Genomic DNA, 17606 nt, shown 5'->3' with positions numbered 1-17606 from the left:
AAACGGGGCTTTCGGTCGGGGCCGCTTCTACAACGTCGCGCGCTGCTTGTCTCGCCCGATGGGCCCGTACAGGCCCACCCCGGAGGGAGAGGGAAGGCGCTGGGGCTCGGGCCTGGCCGCAGCCGCCTGGGCCCGCAGATCGGACAGCTCGGCCCGGGCGGCCCGGGCCTCCGCATCATTCCGGCGCGCCGCGCGCCGCCAGTGCCACTGGCCGAACCAGACGGCTGAGCCGCCGACCACGACGCCCAGCGCGGCCACCAGAATCAGGAGCATGAACAGCGGCAACGTCAGCGACAGTGACGGGTCGTCGGAAATGAAGGGATCGAAGGAGACCGTGACGAAATGCCGGTTGGCGACGGCAAACGCCACCAGGATCAGGCCCAGCGGAATCACGATCAGCGCGGTCAGGAACTTTCGCATCTCGCTTCGCTCGCCTTGAATCAAGCCTGCGGCCGCATCGCGCGCGACCGCGAAAAACCGTGATGCCGGCCCGAGAGCATGATCCGGAAAAGTGTGCCGCGGTTTTCCGAAAAGATCATGCTCAAACAATAAACTAAAGCGCGATCACATCGCGCTTTAGTCTGCCGCGCCGGGATCCGGATGGTCGCGGTTCAGCCGCTCGCGCATTTCCTTGCCGGTCTTGAAGAACGGAACGCTCTTCTGATCGACGGGCACATGGGCGCCGGTGCGTGGATTGCGCCCTGCGCGGGCAGGGCGGTGCTTGACCGAGAAGGCACCGAAGCCGCGCAACTCGACGCGATCACCGCGCGCAAGCGCCGCTACGATCTCTTCGAGAATCGCATTCACAATGTTCTCGACATCCCGCTGGTACAGATGCGGGTTGTGCTCGGCGATACGCTGAACAAGTTCGGATTTGATCATCGAGAGATAGGACCCGGAAGCGTGCGGATGACCATTTCCGTGAAAATACCTTGATCTGTCAAGACGCTAAATCAAGGCTGGGCGTCGCGAAAATACGTGACAAATGCCGAAAAAGCGTGCTGCGACGGCACTCGCCACACGAGAAAACCTTTTGGAACTCGCCTGCCCCAGTCAGTTTGATGCGGCCGGCTGCCACAGGGCCAGCATTCCATCCATTCCGAGACGGTCGACCGCCTGCGCGACGCCGGTTTGGCCGATCTGATGCGCAATCGAGCCCAAACCGAGCGCTTCCAGCGTCACGGCAGCGGCCGTCTTGAGGAAAGTAAGATCGCCAAAGCGTGGCTGAAGCTTGTAATCGCGTACCGGAAGCCCCTTCTTGACACCCTTGTGCTCGACCAGCCAGGTCACCGCCGTCTTCTCGTCGCCGATCTGGTCGATCAGCTTGAGATCGATCGCCTGGCGCCCGGTGAAGACACGGCCATCGGCGACTTTTTCGAGCTGCGTGTCATCCATGCCACGCCGCTCCTTCACCATTCCCTTGAACCAGGCGTAGGAATCCTTGACCAGCGCATCGAGCGCGGCGCGCGCCTCGGGACTGGTCGGCTCAAAACCGTTGGGTGCAGCCTTCAGCGGCGAGGACTTCACCTCCTCGACCTTGACGCCGATGGTCTTCAGCAGCTCGGAGACGTTGGGGTACTGGAACAGCACGCCGATCGAGCCGACCAGCGAACTCTGCTGGGCGATGATGTGGTCGCTCGCGATCGCCGTGATGTAGCCGCCCGACGCGGCGAGACCCTCGACGACGACGACCAGCGGTTTCTTCGCCTTCAGCCGGGTGAGCGAGTCGTAGAGCTGCTCGGAGCCGGCAGTGGTGCCACCCGGCGAGTTGATGTGAACGATGACGGCGGCGGCCCCCGAATTCTCCAGCCGCTCCAGCGCCTGGGTGCGCTCGGCATCGCTGCGGATCAATCCATCGATATGAACGCGCGAGATCGAGCCGGCGGATGCGAAGGTGCCGCGCGCCCCGGGTGTCGCGATCAGCGCGAAGCTCGCGATCGCCGCGATCGCGATCAGCGCGGCCATCACACGCCAGAACGTCAGCTTGCGGCGGATCCTGCGGCGATCGACGATGATGTCCGAATCGAGCGACATCGGAATATCTCCAAATGAAAGGCCGGGCGCGTTGTGCCGTCACAGCGTGACCATTGGCTTATCTGGATACATCAATTGCGGCGCATTTTGAAGAAAACAAGGCTGTGGCTGGCAGGAGGCCGCCACACATTCGGCGTCGTCCCCACGAAGGCGGGGACCTATAATCACAGGGAGGCGTGTAACGCGAGGCGCCCACTCCGAGTCGTCGTCAAACGGCACCCTGTGGGTATGGGTCCCGGGCTCGCGCTTCGCGCGCCCCGGGACGACAATCGAGTACGCAGCAACAAAAAAGCCCCGGCTCGCGCCGGGGCTTCGATGCAGCAAAACGGACGTTTCGCTTACTTGCTGTCGCGGTTCTTGAGCGCGGTGCCCAGAATATCGCCGAGCGTCGCGCCCGAATCGGAAGAGCCGTACTGCGCGATGGCTTCCTTTTCTTCGGCGACTTCGAGCGCCTTGATCGACACCTGGACCTTGCGGGCCTTCTTGTCGAACTGGATCACGCGGGCATCGACCTTCTCGCCGACGGCGAAGCGTTCGGCGCGCTGGTCGTTGCGGTCACGCGCGAGCTCGGAGCGCTTGATGAAGGTGGTGAAGTCGGTACCGGCGATCTTCACCTCGATACCGCTCTCCTTCACTTCGAGCACTTCGCAGGTCACGACCGCGCCCTTCTTGACATCGCCCGGCTCGGCGAAGGGGTCGCCTTCGAGCTGCTTGATGCCGAGCGAGATGCGCTCCTTCTCGACGTCCACATCGAGCACCACGGCCTTCACCATGTCGCCCTTCTTGTAGTTGTCGATCACCTGCTCGCCCGGAAGCTTCCAGTCGAGGTCGGAGAGGTGGACCATGCCGTCGACGTCGCCCTCGAGACCCAGGAACAGACCGAACTCGGTCTTGTTCTTGACCTCGCCCTCGACCACCGAACCGGTCGGGTGAGCTTCGACGAAGACCTCCCAGGGGTTGCGCATGGTCTGCTTGAGGCCGAGCGAGATGCGGCGCTTGACGGAATCGACTTCCAGCACCTGCACGTCGACTTCCTGCGAGGTCGAGACGATTTTGCCGGGATGCATGTTCTTCTTGGTCCACGACATCTCGGAGACGTGGATCAGGCCTTCGATGCCCGGCTCGAGCTCGACGAACGCACCGTAGTCGGTGATGTTGGTGACGCGGCCGGTGAAGCGGGCACCCAGCGGGTACTTGGCTTCGATGCCCTGCCACGGATCGTCCAGCAGCTGCTTCATGCCCAGCGAGATGCGGTGCGTCTCGTGGTTGATCTTGATGATCTTGACCTTCACGGTCTGGCCGATCGAGAGCACCTCGGTCGGGTGGTTGACGCGGCGCCACGCGATGTCGGTGACGTGCAGCAGGCCGTCGATGCCGCCGAGGTCGACGAACGCACCGTAATCGGTGATGTTCTTGACCACGCCGTCGATGACCTGACCCTCTTCGAGGTTCTGCACCAGCTCCTGACGCTGCTCGGCGCGGGTCTCTTCCAGCACCGTGCGGCGGGAGACGACGATGTTGCCGCGGCGACGGTCCATCTTGAGGATCTGGAACGGCTGCGAGTTGTTCATCAGCGGCGCAACGTCGCGGATCGGGCGGATGTCGACCTGCGAGCGCGGCAGGAACGCCACGGCACCGTCGAGGTCGACCGTGAAGCCGCCCTTGACCTGGTTGAAGATGACGCCGTTGACCTTCTCGTTGTTCTGGAAGGCCTTCTCGAGCTTGCCCCAGCTCTCTTCGCGGCGCGCCTTGTCGCGGGACAGCACGGCTTCGCCGAGGGCGTTTTCGATGCGATCGAGGAACACTTCCACCTCGTCGCCGACCTTGAGGTCGCTTTCACGGCCGGGGCCGGAAAATTCGCGCAGCGCGACGCGGCCCTCGGTCTTCAGGCCGACGTCGATGACGGCCATGTCCTTTTCAATTGCAACCACCTTGCCCTTAACGACGGAGCTTTCCTGCAGGTTGCCGCCTGCGAAGGACTCGTCGAGCATCGCGGCGAAATCGTCACGCGAGGGGCTATAGGTATCAGCAGAAGTCGAAGCCATTTGTTCTCCAGTTGCGGATCTCTTGCCGGCCGTTGGGTTCATGGGCGCATCGCACGCGCAGTGTCGGAAGGTCCGCAAAACCTTCGAGCGACCGCTCGCTGCCCCGGCTTGGCGCCGGAACAGCGGGAGCGGGCCGGCAGGGGCCCGCGCGTTCGATACGTGGAATCTTTGTCCGGAGCCTGGATCGCGCCGGCCCCGAAACAGGGACCGAGGGTATCGACATCAAAGAGGCGGGAGCGGGCGCTTCCTCCAATGACGGCTGCGGCTTAACCCCGCGACCGGCCCGCTCGGACAGCCTCGATAATGTCGATGGCAGCCCGGACGCCGCCTTCTATATCCAGTTGGGAGTTATCTAGCAAGTGAGCATCCGGGGCCGGTTTCAAAGGCGCAATCGGCCGGTTCTTGTCGCGCTCGTCGCGCTGGATGATGTCGGCGAGCACGGCGGCCTCGTCCGCCTCCTCGCCCCTCGCCCTGGCCTCCATGGTGCGGCGGCGCGCGCGAACCTTGGGGTCTGCCACGACGAAGATCTTCACGTCGGCATGGGGGCAGATCACGGTTCCAATGTCCCGGCCGTCCAGCACCGCCCCGGGCGGATCGGCGGCGAACTGCCGCTGGAAGTTGACAAGGACCTCGCGGACCCTGGGGATCGCCGAGACGATCGAGGCGCCCTCGCCGGCCTTCTGGGTCTTCAGCGCGGGATTGCCAAACTTTTCGGGGTCGAGCTCCAGTGCGGCCTGCACCGCAGCCGCCTCGTCGTTGAGGTCGTGCCCTGACTGCATCAAGGCATAGGCGACCGCGCGATAGATCACGCCGGTATCGAGATGACGATAGCCGTAATGGTGGGCGAGACGCTTGCCGAGCGTCCCCTTGCCCGAAGCCGCGGGCCCGTCGATGGCGATGATCATGTCACTCAAACCTTGGCTGTCTGCGGCCCGCGCGCTCGTCGCAATGGCCGCTCTTCCGCAAAAATGTTGCGAGACGCGAACTCCGCGGGGCTCGCAAAAGTGAGATATTCGCGCATCGCGTCGGACGGCGATGACGTCGTGAACCATGGCTCGGCAAGGCGCCGCGCCGGATCGCAGACCCACGCTGGCACCCGACCGCCGGCTCGTCCTCGATCGTCTCGTATTGAGCGCAGGCGGTCCCTGCCAGATCGAACGTGTCCACGAATTCGGCCAGGACCGCGTCCCGCGGCGCGCCAGCCCGAATGCGATCGACGGCTTCAGCGAGGGTATTCGGGCGCATCCGCTCCTCCCCCGAGATCCATGTTCTTCAGCAAGAAGCGTTGCTTCTCCGAAGATGCCGCGCTGACGGGAAAATACCGGCCAAGCAGAGCGATGGCTTCCTCTACGGTCGAGATTCCAACCAATTTCATCAAGTTCAAGATATCCAGCCGCTCCGTCTCCCCGCGGACGGGGTCCGTGATGCGGAACGCCTTCAATTTCAGTGCCAGAAGATATTCAGCGGACGGCACCCAAACCTCAAGCCCCGGCGGCGTGCCATCGCGCGGGAAGGTCCCAAATTCCAGATGATCCGCGGCGCGGTCGGCGAGTGGACTGAGATGAAATACGAGGTGGTCGTTGAACCAGTCGGCACCCCATCCATTCCTTGCGGCAATATCGGCCGTTGTTCTTTCCAGCCAATCCGGCAGCGGGCGCTCGAGCTTCGAGACGTCGACACCTTCGGTCGCGAAGCGGAAATTGCTGGCCAGCATGAGGGCCGAGCCGTCATAGACCGCGATCTGAAGCTTTGTTCCGGCGTCGGCCGCAGCACGACCGATCGAATCGAAAGCGTCCAGCAAGGCGTCGCGATCGAAGGCTGCGCTCATAGCCGCGGCCTCATGAGAACTCGGCCCCTAGCGAACGCATCATCGGAATGAAATCCGGGAAACTGGTGGCGATGAAAGCGGTGTCGTCGACCGTCACCGGCTGGTCGGAGGCGCAGCCCATCACCAGGGCCGACATCGCGATGCGATGGTCCATGTGGGTGGCGACGGTCCCGCCACCGGGGACATGGCCGCGGCCCTCGACGATCAGATCATCGCCTGAGACCTCGACCTTGACGCCGTTGACGCGAAGCATGGCGGCGGTCGCCTCCAACCGGTCGGATTCCTTGACGCGCAGCTCCTGCAGGCCGCGCATGATCGTCGTGCCTTCGGCGAAGGAGGCTGCGACCGCCAGCACCAGATATTCGTCGATCATCGAGGGCGCGCGCTCCGGCGGCACCTCGACGCCGCGCAGCTTCGAGGCGCGCACGCGCAAGCGCGCCATCGGCTCGCCGGCATCGCCCCGCACTTCGCTCTCCTCGATCGAGGCGCCCATTTCGCGCAGCGTGGTGAACAGACCGGTGCGCAGCGGATTGGTCATGACGTCGGACAGCACGATATCGGAGCCCTCGACGACCAGCGCCGCAACAATCGGGAAGGCCGCCGAAGAGGGATCGGCGGGGACGACGACATTAGCGCCATGCAGCTCGGGCTCGCCCACCAGCGTGATGCGGCGGCCGTGCTGACCTTCCTGGGCCGAGGTGATGTCGGCGCCAAAATGCTTCAGCATCAGCTCGGTGTGGTCGCGGCTGGCCTCGCTCTCGATCACGATCGTGGTGCCCGGCGCAGCCAGGCCCGCCAGCAGCACGGCCGATTTGATCTGGGCCGAGGCGACCGGGGTCCTGTAGATGATCGGTAGCGGATCGCGCGCGCCCTGGAGGGTCAGCGGCAGGCGGCCGCCCTCGCCCCCGGACACGACCCTGGCGCCCATCTTTTCCAACGGATCGAGGATCCGGCGCATGGGGCGGCTGCGCAGCGAGGCGTCGCCGTCGAACACCGCCGAGATCGGGCATCCGGCAACGGCGCCCATGACCAGCCGGCAGCCGGTGCCGGAGTTGCCGAAATCCAGCGCCGCCTTGGGCTGGGCGAAGCCCCCAACGCCCACGCCCTGCACCTTCCACGCGAAATCGCCGGTACGCTCGACCCTGGCGCCGAGCGCCTGCATGGATTTGGCTGTGTTGAGGACGTCCTCGCCCTCCAGCAGGCCCGAAATCCTGGTCTCGCCGACCGCGAGCGCGCCCAGGATGAGGGCGCGGTGGGAGATCGATTTGTCCCCGGGCACCCGTACTTTCCCGGTCAGAGGACCGCTGGCGCGAGCCTGGAGCGGGCTCGGTTGGTCGGAATGGGTCAAGATTGTGTCCTTGGATGCGCCCTCACCGGGCTGCGGCGCAGGTACCACATGGTCCGCGCCTCGTCACGGGCATGTCTTTCTCCTGTAATGCGCTATTGACAGCGGGCCGCCAACTAGCCAAGTGAAACACCGCTTTTTCAGACATTCCCAGGATTCCTGCCGTGGCCAAGTCCGAACTCGGAACCAAACGTATTTGCCCGACCACGGGCAAGAAGTTCTATGACCTCAACAAGAATCCGGTGATCTCGCCCTATACCGGCGAGGTGGTGCCGATCGCCCCGGTGGCGCCCGCTCGCGTCCCCCGCGGCGCCGAAGCCCGGCACGCGGCGACAGCGGATGCAGCGCCGGAGCCGGCGGAGGCCGAAGAATTGGTCTCACTCGAGGAGGCCGATGCCGAGGAAAATACCGGCAAGGTCAAGGCCGTCGTGCCGGAATCCGAGGATGATATCGAGGTCGATGAGACCATCGACGACGACGATGACGATGATTCGACCTTCATTGCCGACGAGGAAGAGGGCGATGAGGACGTGACCGACATCATTGGTGACGTCGGAGGTGATGAAGAGACTTGAGATCAGCCCTGATCTGTGAAAAAGGGTGCACCGCGCGAGTCGCTCGGCTCGCCGGTCCGGGGTGATCGACCAGGTTCACCCCGGTGAAGGACTAAGGGGCCATAGCTCAGCTGGGAGAGCGCTTGCATGGCATGCAAGAGGTCGGCGGTTCGATCCCGCCTGGCTCCACCAGCCTTCGCTGGCTTCGCCAGCTACGGCTCGGCAAGCCCTGTCGTAGCGAAGGCTGCCGCGGCGTAGCCCGAAGGGCGAAGCCGGGCTTTAGGAGATCGAAAGCGGATGTAAGCTTCCCGCGACAGCCGGGGAGCGTGCCGTGAAATACGTTTATATCCTTGAGAGCCTCGATTCCCTTCACTTCTACATCGGCATCACGGATGACCTGCGCGCCCGACTGGCAAAGCACAATGCTGGGGAGGTGCCTCACACCTCGAAATACGCGCCTTGGCGTCTTAAGACGTACATTGCGTTCAGCAACGCGAAGCAAGCGGTCGCGTTCGAGAGATACCTGAAGTCAGACTCCGGCCGCGCCTTCGCCAAGAAGCGCCTCTAACCCCCTACTCCCCGATCACCGCATTGAGCCTGTTGCGAAGCGCGACGATCTCGTCCTTCATCGCGACCAGTTCCGACACCGAGCAGTCCGACGCCGCAAGGATCGACTGCGGCACGGCGCGGGCCTTTTCCTTGAGCGCGTATCCCTGCGGCGTCAGCGCGATCAGCACCTGGCGCTCGTCCTCGCGCGAGCGGCTGCGCTTGACGAGGTGGGCGGCCTCGAGCCGCTTGAGCAGCGGCGTCAGCGTGCCCGAATCCAGGAACAGCTTCTCGCCGATGTCCTTGACCGGCACGTCGTCGCGCTCCCACAGCACCAGCATCACCAGATATTGCGGATAGGTCAGGCCGAGCCGGTCGAGCAGCGGCTTGTAGACGCGGTTGAAGGCATGCGCTGCGGAATAGACCGCAAAGCAGATCTGGTTGTCGAGCCGCAGCGGCGCATCCGCTGCCGATGGTTTCCGGGCCATTGCAGAATCTCACGAGGTTCGGCCGCATTGTGCGGCCGGTCGGCGGCACATTCAATTGCGAACAATTAAATGTGAGGCAGCGCAATTTCAATTGCGCACAATCTAATTGCCTGCAATAAAGATCGCGCCCACCCCAAGATCCAGGAAGAAAACAATGTCCGTGAACGTCCTCTACAAGACCAGCGCAAAAGCCACCGGAGGCCGCGACGGCCATGCTGCGACCCTCGACGGCGCGCTCGACGTCAAGCTCACCACGCCGAAGGAGCTCGGCGGCGGTGGCGGCGCCGGCAACAATCCCGAGCAGCTGTTTGCGGCCGGCTATGCCGCCTGCTTCATCGGCGCGATGAAGTTCGTGGCTTCGCAGGGCGGCCCGAAGGTTCCGGCCGACGCCTCCGTCACCTCGACTGTCGGCATCGGACCGCGCTCCGAAGGCGGCTTCGGCCTCGACATCGATCTGGCCGTCTCGCTGCCGGGCCTTGCCCGCACCGAGGCTGAGGCGCTGGTCGCGAAGGCGCATCAGGTGTGCCCGTACTCCAATGCCACGCGCGGCAATGTCGACGTTCGCCTGACGGTCGTCTGATCCGGCGTGCGGACGGGCTGGCCCGGGATCCCCCTCGGGCCGGCCGCTTCGCTGTTTTGCCACGCCGCGGCATTGACGCGCGACGGCGCATGCGGCCCTACGCCGGGAGCCATTGCTGCTCCTGGCAAACCTCGCTAGGCCTGTGACCGAACCTCGACACAGGAGAAGCGAAGGCATGAGTTCTGAAGCCGCCCCAGGTGCCATGAGCGGACTGCGCGTCATCGATCTCACGCGCGTGCTCGGCGGTCCCTACTGCACCCAGATCCTCGCCGACCATGGCGCCGACGTGATCAAGGTCGAGCCGCCCGCGGGCGACGAGGTGCGCGAATGGGGCCCTCCCTTCCACGAGGAAGACGCGGCCTATTTCGTCGGCATCAACCGCAACAAGCGCTCGATCGGGCTCGACCTCGGCTCCGAGGGCGGCCGCGCGGTGCTGCTCAAGATGCTGGAGACGGCCGACGTCCTGATCGAGAATTTCAAGCCGGGCACGCTGGAGAAGTGGGGCATCGGCAACGAGAGCTTGCGCGAAAAATTCCCGCGCCTCGTGCATTGCCGGATCTGCGGCTTCGGCGCCGACGGCCCGCGCGGCGGCGATCCCGGCTATGACGCCATCATCCAGGCCATGACGGGCATGATCGCGGCGACCGGCTCGCCCGAGAGCGGGCCGATGCGGATCGGCGTGCCGCTGGTCGACATCACCACCGGCCTCTATGCGGCGATCGGCATCCTGATGGCGCTGTCGGAGCGGCAGCGCTCCGGCAAGGGCCAGTTCCTGGAGACGACGCTGTACGAGACCGGTCTTGCCATCATGCATCCGCACACAGCGAACTATTTCATGCATGGCAAGCCGCCGAGCCTCACCGGCAACGAGCACCCTAACCTCGTGCCCTACGCGATCTTCCCGACCAAGACCGACAACATCTTCATCGGCGTCGGCAATGACGGCACGTTCCGCAAGCTCGCCAAGGAGATCGGCAAGCCCGAGCTCGGCACCGACCCGCGCTTTGCCCGCAACAAGGACCGTATCGCCAATCGCGAGGCGTTGCGCGCCGAGCTTGCCGCCGTGTTCAGCCAGCACGAGGCCGAGCCGCTGTGCAATCGCCTGCTCGCGGCAGGCCTGCCCGCTGGCCCCGTGCAGAAGATCGACCAGGCGTTGACAAACCCGCACACGATCTACCGCGGCGATATTATCGAGAAGGACTGGTACAAGGGCGTGGCGTCACCGATCCGGCTCGATCGCTCAAAGCCGAGCCTGCGCCGCCTGCCGCCGAAATTCAGCCAGCACGCGGCGGAGGTGCTCGGCGAGTTCGGCTACTCCAAGGCCGAGATCGACGCGATGGTCGAGAAGGGCACGGTCTGCGGCCCCGAGCGCAAGCGCTGAGATAAGACCGGGATCGAGCGTCGCCGCAGGTGCGCTCCCTCCCCCGCTTGCGGGGGAGGGCTGGGGAGAGGGTGTCTCCGCGAAGGGACAGTCCCCCAGAGGATAAAGGCCTCACCCGGCGCTGCGCGCCGACCTCTCCCGCAAGCGAGAGAGGTTTGGAGCCCGCGGCCTGACCGTCAGCCTCACACAACGATGCCGCACTGCGGCGCGACCACACGCGTGCGGCGCGCACGTCTTCGCCTATTTGACGGCTTCCCTTTTCCAGCGCTTGCCGCTTTCGTTTCGGCCGCTTACACAGTCATGTGAACGTCATATGGTGCTGCTAGCGCAAGCGCTTCTTTAGTGACGGGCAAGGGAGGATTCTTGATGGCTCTTCGACATATTGGTGCGGCTGCCGCATTTGCACTCACGGTCGGCTTGTCGGCTTCGCCGGCGCTGGCTGTGACCGAAATCCAGTGGTGGCACGCGATGACCGGCGCCAACAACGACGTCATCGTCAAGCTCGCCAACGACTTCAACGCCGCGCAGAGCGACTACAAGGTGATCCCGACCTACAAGGGCAACTACGCCGATACGATGAACGCCGGCATCGCGGCGTTCCGCGCCGGCAACGCGCCGCACATCATGCAGGTGTTCGAGGTCGGCACCGCCACCATGATGGCCGCGACCGGCGCCGTGAAGCCAGTCTACAAGCTGATGGCCGAGACCGGAGAGAAGTTCGATCCGAAGGCCTATCTGCCCGCGATCACCGGCTATTATTCGACCTCGAAGGGCGAGATGCTGTCCTTCCCCTTCAACTCGTCGTCGACCGTCATGTGGGTCAATCTCGACGAGCTGAAGAAGGCGAATGTCGAGATCCCGAAGACCTGGCCTGAAGTGTTCGACGCCGCCAAGAAGCTGCACGACAACGGCCATCCCACTTGTGGCTTCTCCAACTCCTGGGTCACCTGGGTCAATCTCGAGCAGCTCTCCGCCTGGCACAACGTGCCGCTCTCGACCAAGGCCAACGGCCTCGACGGCTTCGACACCGTGCTTACGTTCAACGGCCCGCTCCAGGTCAAGCACCTCGAGAAGCTGGTCGAGCTCCAGAAGGACAAGACCTACGACTATGCCGGCCGCACCACCACCGGCGAAGGCCGCTTCACGTCAGGCGAATGCCCGCTCTACCTGACCTCGTCGGCCTTCTTCGGCAACGTCAAGGCGCAGGCCAAGTTCGCCTTCACCGCGGTGCCGATGCCCTATTATCCCGACGTGAAGGGCGCGCCGCAGAACTCGATCATCGGCGGCGCCTCGCTCTGGATCATGGGCGGCAAGTCGGCGGAAGAATACAAGGGTGTCGCGAAGTTCCTGACCTTCCTCTCCGATACCGATCGTCAGGTCTATATCCACAAATCGTCGGGCTATCTGCCGATCACCAAGGCGGCCTATGAGAAGGCCAAGGCCGAAGGCTTCTACAAGGACCAGCCCTATCTCGAGACCCCGCTGCTCGAGCTGACCAACAAGGAGCCGACCGAGAACTCCCGCGGCCTGCGCCTCGGCAACATGGTGCAGCTCCGCGACGTCTGGGCCGAAGAGATCGAGCAGGCGCTGGCGGGCAAGAAGACCGCCAAGCAGGCGCTGGATTCGGCCGTCGAGCGCGGCAACACGATGCTGCGGCAGTTCGAAAAGACCGCCGTGAAGTAAGGCGACAAGCGGCAGGCCGGTGAAGCCGGCCTGCCGCTGCTGCGGGCATCATGCAAAAGCAAGCCATTTTCCAATCCAAGCTGTTGCCCTATGCGCTGGTTGCGCCGCAGCTCGCGATCGTCCTGATTTTCTTCTACTGGCCTGCGTTGCAGGCGGTGATCCAGTCCTTCCTGCTCCAGGACGCCTTCGGCCTCTCGACCAGCTTCGTCTGGTTCGAGAACTATATCGACCTGTTCAAGGACCCCGCCTATTTCGAGGCGATCCTACGCACCTTCTTCTTCTCGTTCGCGATCGCGGTGTCGTCGCTGTCGTTTGCGCTGCTGCTCGCCGTGATGGCGGACAAGCCGCTGCGCGGCTCGATGCTCTACCGCACGCTGCTGATCTGGCCCTATGCGGTGGCGCCGCCGGTCGTCGGCGTGCTCTGGATCTTCATGCTGCATCCCTCGCTGGGGGTGCTCTCGCGCTATCTGCGGGCGCTGGGCATCGACTGGAATCCGCTGCTCGACGGCGACCAGGCCGCGGCGCTGATCATCCTCGCCGCCGCCTGGAAACAGATCTCCTACAATTTCCTGTTCTTCCTCGCCGGCCTGCAGAGCATCCCCAGAAGCGTGCTCGAGGCCGCCGCGATCGACGGCGCGCGCCCGATGCGGCGGTTCTGGACCGTGACCTTCCCGCTGCTGTCGCCGACCATCTTCTTCCTCCTGGTCGTCAACATCGTCTACGCCTTCTTCGACACGTTCGGCATCATCGACACCATGACCCGGGGCGGCCCCGGCAAGTCGACCGAGACGCTGGTCTACAAGGTCTATACCGACGGCCTGCTCGGCGGAAATCTCGGCAGCTCTGCGGCACAGTCGGTGATCCTGATGATCATGGTCATCGTGCTGACGGGAATCCAGTTCCGCTTCGTCGAACGCAAGGTGACCTACTGATGGTCGAGGAAGAGGGCTTCCGGCGCTACGTCGCCCACATCATCCTCTGGATCGGGATCGCGATCGTCGCCTTCCCGGTCTATCTCGCCTTCATCGCCTCCACGCAGGACAACGCGGTGATCGCCAACGGCCAGATGTCGCTGCTGCCGGGCGGTCATTTCCTCGAAACCTACTATCAGACGATCTTCGTCGGCACGAGCGGCTCGACCCGCGAGCCGGTCGGCAACATGATGCTGAACTCGCTGGTGATGGCGCTGCTGATCGCCGTCGGCAAGATCGCGATCTCGATCATCTCGGCCTATGCGATCGTCTATTTCCGCTTTCCGTTCCGGATGCCGATCTTCTGGCTGATCTTCATCACCCTGATGCTGCCGGTCGAGGTTCGCATCTATCCGACTTACAAGATCGTCGCCGATCTGCACATGCTCGACAGCTATGCCGGCCTGTCGCTGCCGCTGATCGCCTCGGCCACCGCGACGCTGCTGTTCCGCCAGTTCTTCATGACGGTGCCGGACGAGCTGCTGGAGGCCTCACGCATCGACGGCGCAGGCCCCTTCCGCTTCTTCTGGGATACGCTGCTGCCGCTGTCGCGCACCAACATGGCGGCGCTGTTCGTGATCCTGTTCATCCTCGGCTGGAACCAGTATCTCTGGCCGCTGCTGATTACGACGCGCGACGACATGCAGACCATTCAGGTCGGCATCCGCAAGATGATCACCACCACCGACGCGCTGACAGAATGGCCGATCGTGATGGCGACCGCCGTGCTGGCCATGCTGCCGCCGGTGTTCGTCGTCGTCGTCATGCAGAAGCTGTTCGTGCGCGGACTGGTCGAGACCGAGAAGTAAGAAGTGAGTTCTGATGGCTAACGTCACCCTGCGCAACGTCCGCAAGACCTATCCCGGCGGCTTCGAGGCCATCAAGGGCGTCGACGTCGATGTCGGCGACGGCCAGTTCTGCGTGCTGGTCGGACCTAGCGGCTGCGGCAAGTCCACGCTGCTGCGCATGGTCGCGGGACTCGAAACGGTCACCGGCGGCGAGATCGACATCGGCGGCCGCGTCGTCAACGGAATCGAGCCCGCCGATCGCGACATCGCGATGGTGTTCCAGAACTACGCGCTCTATCCGCATATGAGCGTCTACAACAACATGGCCTATGGTCTGCGCAATCGCGGCATGGCGGAAGCCGAGATCAGGACCCGCGTCGACGAAGCCGCGCGCATCCTCGAGCTCACGTCGATGCTGGAGCGCAAGCCGCGCCAGCTCTCCGGCGGCCAGCGCCAGCGCGTCGCCATGGGCCGCGCCATCGTGCGCCAGCCCAAGGTGTTCCTGTTCGACGAGCCGCTCTCCAACTTAGACGCCAAGCTGCGCATCGCGATGCGGGTCGAGATCCGCAAATTGCAGCGCCGGCTCAACACGACATCGATCTACGTCACCCATGACCAGCTCGAGGCGATGACGCTCGCCGACATCCTCGTCGTGATGAACGGCGGCCAGGTCGAGCAGGTCGGCAATCCCCTCGCAATCTACGAGAAGCCGGCGACGACCTTCGTCGCCTCCTTCATCGGCGCGCCCCCGATGAACTTGATGTCGACGCGCCCCGAGGAGATCCGGTCCCAGCTCGCCGGCAGCGCGGCGGCCGACGCCGGCATCCTCGGCATCCGCCCGGAAGACTTCGTCATCACCGATCAAACCCCGGACGGCGGCGTCGCCTTGCCGCTCACCGTGGAAGCGATCGAGCGCGTCGGCGCCGAAACCTTCGTCTACGGCTCCCGCGAGCACGAGGACCAGCGCGTCGCCGCCACGCCCGGCGAGCTGCCGCCCGGCGAGATCATCGTCCGCATTCCCGGAACAGAGGCGCCACCTATTGGCGCGAGAATCCGCGTCGCCGCGGCGCGGGCGAAGCTGCATCTGTTCAGCGGCGATGGGCGGACGCGGTTGGAGGCCTGACGGCTCCAGAGGGCCGATCGATCAAAACCGCGAAAACAACCCCATGCACAGTAGAAGGGGGTTTGTTTTCATTGGGGAAATTCAACGGCTGTTTCGTCATGCCCGGGCTTGCCCCAGACATCCTCGTTCTGCTGCGAGGAAGGTTCGTGGATGGCCGGGACAAGCCCGGCCATGACGATCATTGACGCATCCGCGCCGCTGCATGAGCCCGGCGACGGACGGCCACGGCCCGTCCACAGCCCCCCGCTACGTCCTTGAACCCACAAGGGAACGTGCCCATATTGCTGATCAAGGGGCGCCTTGACGGGCCCTGAAACACCAAAGTCGCTTCTGCGAGGACTTTGTAAACTATGTCTCGTGTTCCAACGCTCTCCAGTCCCTTTCTGCTGGGCTTCGACGAGATCGAGCGCGTGCTCGACCGCGTCGTCAAAGGCGCCGACGGCTACCCTCCCTACAATATCGAGAGGTGCGGCGGATCGGACGGCCAGCCCGAGCGTTTGCGCATCACGCTGGCGGTCGCCGGATTTACGCGCGACCAACTCGATGTAACCATTGAGGAAAACCAGCTCGTGATCCGCGGGCGGCAGCAGGACGACAAGACCCGGCAATACATCCATCGCGGCATCGCCGCGCGCCACTTCCAGCGCACCTTCGTGCTGGCGGAGGGGATGCTGGTGCTGGGTGCGGATCTGAAGAACGGGCTGTTGTCGATCGATCTGGCCCGGCCAGAACCGGAGAGGATCGTTAAGACAATCGCTATCAATGAGCACGAATAATGGAACGAGTAGCGGACTCGACCGCTTAGTGTTCCAGAGGAGTCGAGACCATGAGTGAAGGTCACGTTGCGTTCGAATACGAAGCCAAGAACGTCTCTCCGGAGACGCTGGCAACCCTGGGCGAAGGCCATATCGCCTATGTGAAGCAGATCCGTTCCGAGGACGTGCCGGACCTGTTCCCAGAGGCGCCGAAAATCGCGCCGGGCCTCAAGCTGTTCGCGCTCCATGCCGCCGACGGCACGCCGATCATGCTGACCGACAGCCGCGAAGCCGCCGTCGCCAACGCCTGGAGCAACGAGCTGCAAGCGGTGAGCGTGCACTGAGCGCTCCAAGCGTCGCACGAAGAGAGTTTCAAGCGGGCATGCCTTCACACGAAGGCGTGCCCGTTTTGCGTCGCGCGCCGACCTGGTCAGCAGCGCAGCGACGCGGGTGATATTCAGCGCACCGCCGGGATCAGCGCCCGCATGATGTCAGGCTTCCAGGTCTGACGCGCGCTGTCGAAGGCCGCGAAATCGTGGTCGAACTGCCAGTAGGCCCATGCCCAGCCGAGCCGCTCCGCACTTCGCGCCACGAACGACAGATACCTCGTCCGGGCTTCGGCTGGGGCGGCCTCGTACACTCCGAACTCGCCGAGATAAATCGGGCGCTTTTCCCGTTCGGACCAGATACGCACCTTCTCGAAATCGGCGCGCGCCTTTCGTTCGTCCTCCGGAGTGCCCCAGTCGAGCGGCCCTACTCGCGAAAACGTTTCGGACCACGGCGCGCCCTGATGGGTGAAACGGATCGGCGCGTAGTAGTGAAACGTCACGATGAGGTTTCTGTCATCTGACGGCAGGACCAGTTCCTCGACCGGCATGTCATCGACGTTGAGAACGGCGGCAATGACCGTCCGCCCGGGGTTGGAGGCGCGGATGATGCCGAGACACTCGTTCAGAAGGGCGTTCCAGCTGGTGGACGTCATCTGCCCGCCCGGCTCGTTGAGGACCTCGAAGACGAGCCTCGGATATTTTCCGGCATAACGCTCGGCGATTTGCGCCCAGAACGCTTTCAGCTTCCCGGCGCATTCGGACACGTCGCGCTGGCAAAGCTCGGTATCGTGCTCGTCGAGGACGGGAATGAGATTCCGGGCGAGCACTTCCTCGATGACGGCATCAAGCCGCCTCAACACCGCTTCGTCCAGCAGATTGCCGGGACCCATGAACTTGAAGCCAAAGAAATTGATCCGGACGTGCGAGAAGCCGGCCTTTCTGATCGCATTGAGGTTGTCCAGGCGAAATGGCGCGTTCCGGCCTCCCTCCCAGATGCCGTCGTAGCCAAGGATGTTGATGCCGCGTTTCAATTTCGGGGGAGTGGGCGCGGTGCCCTGCCCGGCTGCCTCGGCCTGCGAGACGATCGCAAGCGCTGATATTGCCAGGGTGAGGCCGCAAATTACCGACCAGCGGGCGCGGATGGCTTTCATCCTGC

At 64.0% G+C, this 17606-nt stretch carries 19 protein-coding genes and 1 tRNA gene; 11 read left to right on the top strand and 9 right to left on the bottom strand.

Features of this window, described 5'->3' with window-relative positions; all coding sequences use genetic code 11:
- Nucleotides 1-27: 27 nt before the first annotated feature.
- The 7 genes from ABIA42_RS33940 to aroA all read right to left on the bottom strand — a co-directional run bounded on the left by ABIA42_RS33940 (nt 28) and on the right by aroA (nt 7255).
- Nucleotides 28-420 carry a lipopolysaccharide assembly protein LapA domain-containing protein gene (locus ABIA42_RS33940; protein WP_271528728.1) on the bottom strand — a complete coding sequence of 131 codons (393 nt, stop codon included), beginning with the start codon at nt 418-420 and terminating at the stop codon, nt 28-30.
- Between the two features lie 156 nt (nt 421-576).
- A complete protein-coding gene (locus ABIA42_RS33935) occupies nt 577-882 on the bottom strand; it encodes an integration host factor subunit beta (RefSeq protein ID WP_008539997.1) in 306 nt (101 codons plus the stop codon).
- Between the two features lie 171 nt (nt 883-1053).
- Complete coding sequence (gene sppA / locus ABIA42_RS33930) at nt 1054-2034, bottom strand: signal peptide peptidase SppA (protein WP_271528729.1); 981 nt, start codon at nt 2032-2034, stop codon at nt 1054-1056.
- Nucleotides 2035-2372: 338 nt separating this feature from the next.
- The gene (gene rpsA, locus ABIA42_RS33925; RefSeq protein ID WP_194390595.1) at nt 2373-4079 is read right to left on the bottom strand and encodes a 30S ribosomal protein S1; all 1707 of its coding nucleotides are present in this window, start codon (nt 4077-4079) and stop codon (nt 2373-2375) included.
- A gap of 266 nt (nt 4080-4345) precedes the next feature.
- Nucleotides 4346-4984, bottom strand: coding sequence for a (d)CMP kinase (gene cmk / locus ABIA42_RS33920; protein WP_271528730.1), 639 nt, complete (start codon nt 4982-4984; stop codon nt 4346-4348).
- A 317-nt stretch (nt 4985-5301) separates the two neighbouring features.
- Nucleotides 5302-5907, bottom strand: coding sequence for a hypothetical protein (locus ABIA42_RS33915; RefSeq protein WP_370116984.1), 606 nt, complete (start codon nt 5905-5907; stop codon nt 5302-5304).
- 10 nt (nt 5908-5917) lie between these two features.
- Nucleotides 5918-7255: a 3-phosphoshikimate 1-carboxyvinyltransferase gene (gene aroA, locus ABIA42_RS33910; protein WP_370116986.1), complete on the bottom strand. Its 1338-nt coding sequence runs from the start codon at nt 7253-7255 to the stop codon at nt 5918-5920.
- Nucleotides 7256-7416: 161 nt separating this feature from the next.
- Between aroA and ABIA42_RS33905 the strand changes: the two genes are divergently transcribed.
- The 3 genes from ABIA42_RS33905 to ABIA42_RS33895 all read left to right on the top strand — a co-directional run bounded on the left by ABIA42_RS33905 (nt 7417) and on the right by ABIA42_RS33895 (nt 8374).
- Entirely contained in the window at nt 7417-7827 is a 411-nt protein-coding gene (locus tag ABIA42_RS33905; protein WP_035673723.1) for a TIGR02300 family protein, read from the top strand.
- 95 nt (nt 7828-7922) lie between these two features.
- Nucleotides 7923-7998: transfer RNA gene (locus tag ABIA42_RS33900), tRNA-Ala, on the top strand.
- Nucleotides 7999-8137: 139 nt separating this feature from the next.
- A complete protein-coding gene (locus tag ABIA42_RS33895; RefSeq protein ID WP_370116989.1) occupies nt 8138-8374 on the top strand; it encodes a GIY-YIG nuclease family protein in 237 nt (78 codons plus the stop codon).
- Between the two features lie 4 nt (nt 8375-8378).
- On the opposite strand, the gene ABIA42_RS33890 is transcribed toward ABIA42_RS33895, so the two are convergent.
- Nucleotides 8379-8840, bottom strand: a complete 462-nt coding sequence (locus tag ABIA42_RS33890) for a MarR family winged helix-turn-helix transcriptional regulator (RefSeq protein WP_370116992.1) — start codon at nt 8838-8840, stop codon at nt 8379-8381.
- A gap of 154 nt (nt 8841-8994) precedes the next feature.
- On the opposite strand from ABIA42_RS33890, the gene ABIA42_RS33885 reads away from it, so the two are divergent.
- From ABIA42_RS33885 to ABIA42_RS33850, 8 genes are all read left to right on the top strand, one after another.
- Entirely contained in the window at nt 8995-9420 is a 426-nt protein-coding gene (locus ABIA42_RS33885) for an organic hydroperoxide resistance protein (RefSeq protein ID WP_194390598.1), read from the top strand.
- 175 nt (nt 9421-9595) lie between these two features.
- Nucleotides 9596-10801 carry a CaiB/BaiF CoA transferase family protein gene (locus tag ABIA42_RS33880; RefSeq protein ID WP_370116995.1) on the top strand — a complete coding sequence of 402 codons (1206 nt, stop codon included), beginning with the start codon at nt 9596-9598 and terminating at the stop codon, nt 10799-10801.
- A gap of 366 nt (nt 10802-11167) precedes the next feature.
- A complete protein-coding gene (ugpB, locus tag ABIA42_RS33875) occupies nt 11168-12484 on the top strand; it encodes a sn-glycerol-3-phosphate ABC transporter substrate-binding protein UgpB (RefSeq protein WP_370116998.1) in 1317 nt (438 codons plus the stop codon).
- A gap of 50 nt (nt 12485-12534) precedes the next feature.
- Complete coding sequence (ugpA, locus tag ABIA42_RS33870) at nt 12535-13416, top strand: sn-glycerol-3-phosphate ABC transporter permease UgpA (RefSeq protein WP_028180123.1); 882 nt, start codon at nt 12535-12537, stop codon at nt 13414-13416.
- Nucleotides 13416-14264, top strand: a complete 849-nt coding sequence (ugpE, locus tag ABIA42_RS33865; protein ID WP_028180124.1) for a sn-glycerol-3-phosphate ABC transporter permease UgpE — start codon at nt 13416-13418, stop codon at nt 14262-14264. The genes ugpA and ugpE overlap by 1 nt, the downstream gene beginning before the upstream one ends.
- Before the next feature lie 13 nt (nt 14265-14277).
- Entirely contained in the window at nt 14278-15366 is a 1089-nt protein-coding gene (locus ABIA42_RS33860) for a sn-glycerol-3-phosphate import ATP-binding protein UgpC (protein ID WP_370117002.1), read from the top strand.
- A 350-nt stretch (nt 15367-15716) separates the two neighbouring features.
- Nucleotides 15717-16142 (top strand): Hsp20 family protein, encoded by a 426-nt coding sequence (locus ABIA42_RS33855; RefSeq protein ID WP_035704151.1) that lies wholly within the window; start codon nt 15717-15719, stop codon nt 16140-16142.
- A 50-nt stretch (nt 16143-16192) separates the two neighbouring features.
- On the top strand, nt 16193-16465 hold the full coding sequence (locus tag ABIA42_RS33850) for a DUF1150 domain-containing protein (protein WP_018645064.1): 273 nt from the start codon (nt 16193-16195) through the stop codon (nt 16463-16465).
- Nucleotides 16466-16578: 113 nt separating this feature from the next.
- Here the strand turns inward: ABIA42_RS33850 and ABIA42_RS33845 are convergent, their stop codons facing one another.
- Nucleotides 16579-17601, bottom strand: coding sequence for a glycoside hydrolase family 5 protein (locus tag ABIA42_RS33845; protein WP_370117006.1), 1023 nt, complete (start codon nt 17599-17601; stop codon nt 16579-16581).
- Nucleotides 17602-17606: the final 5 nt, after the last annotated feature.

Source organism: Bradyrhizobium sp. USDA 327 (genome assembly GCF_041262065.1).
Lineage (GTDB): Bacteria > Pseudomonadota > Alphaproteobacteria > Rhizobiales > Xanthobacteraceae > Bradyrhizobium > Bradyrhizobium liaoningense.
Note: the sequence above shows the minus strand (reverse complement) of the source record. Positions and strands in the feature narration are given on the sequence as shown.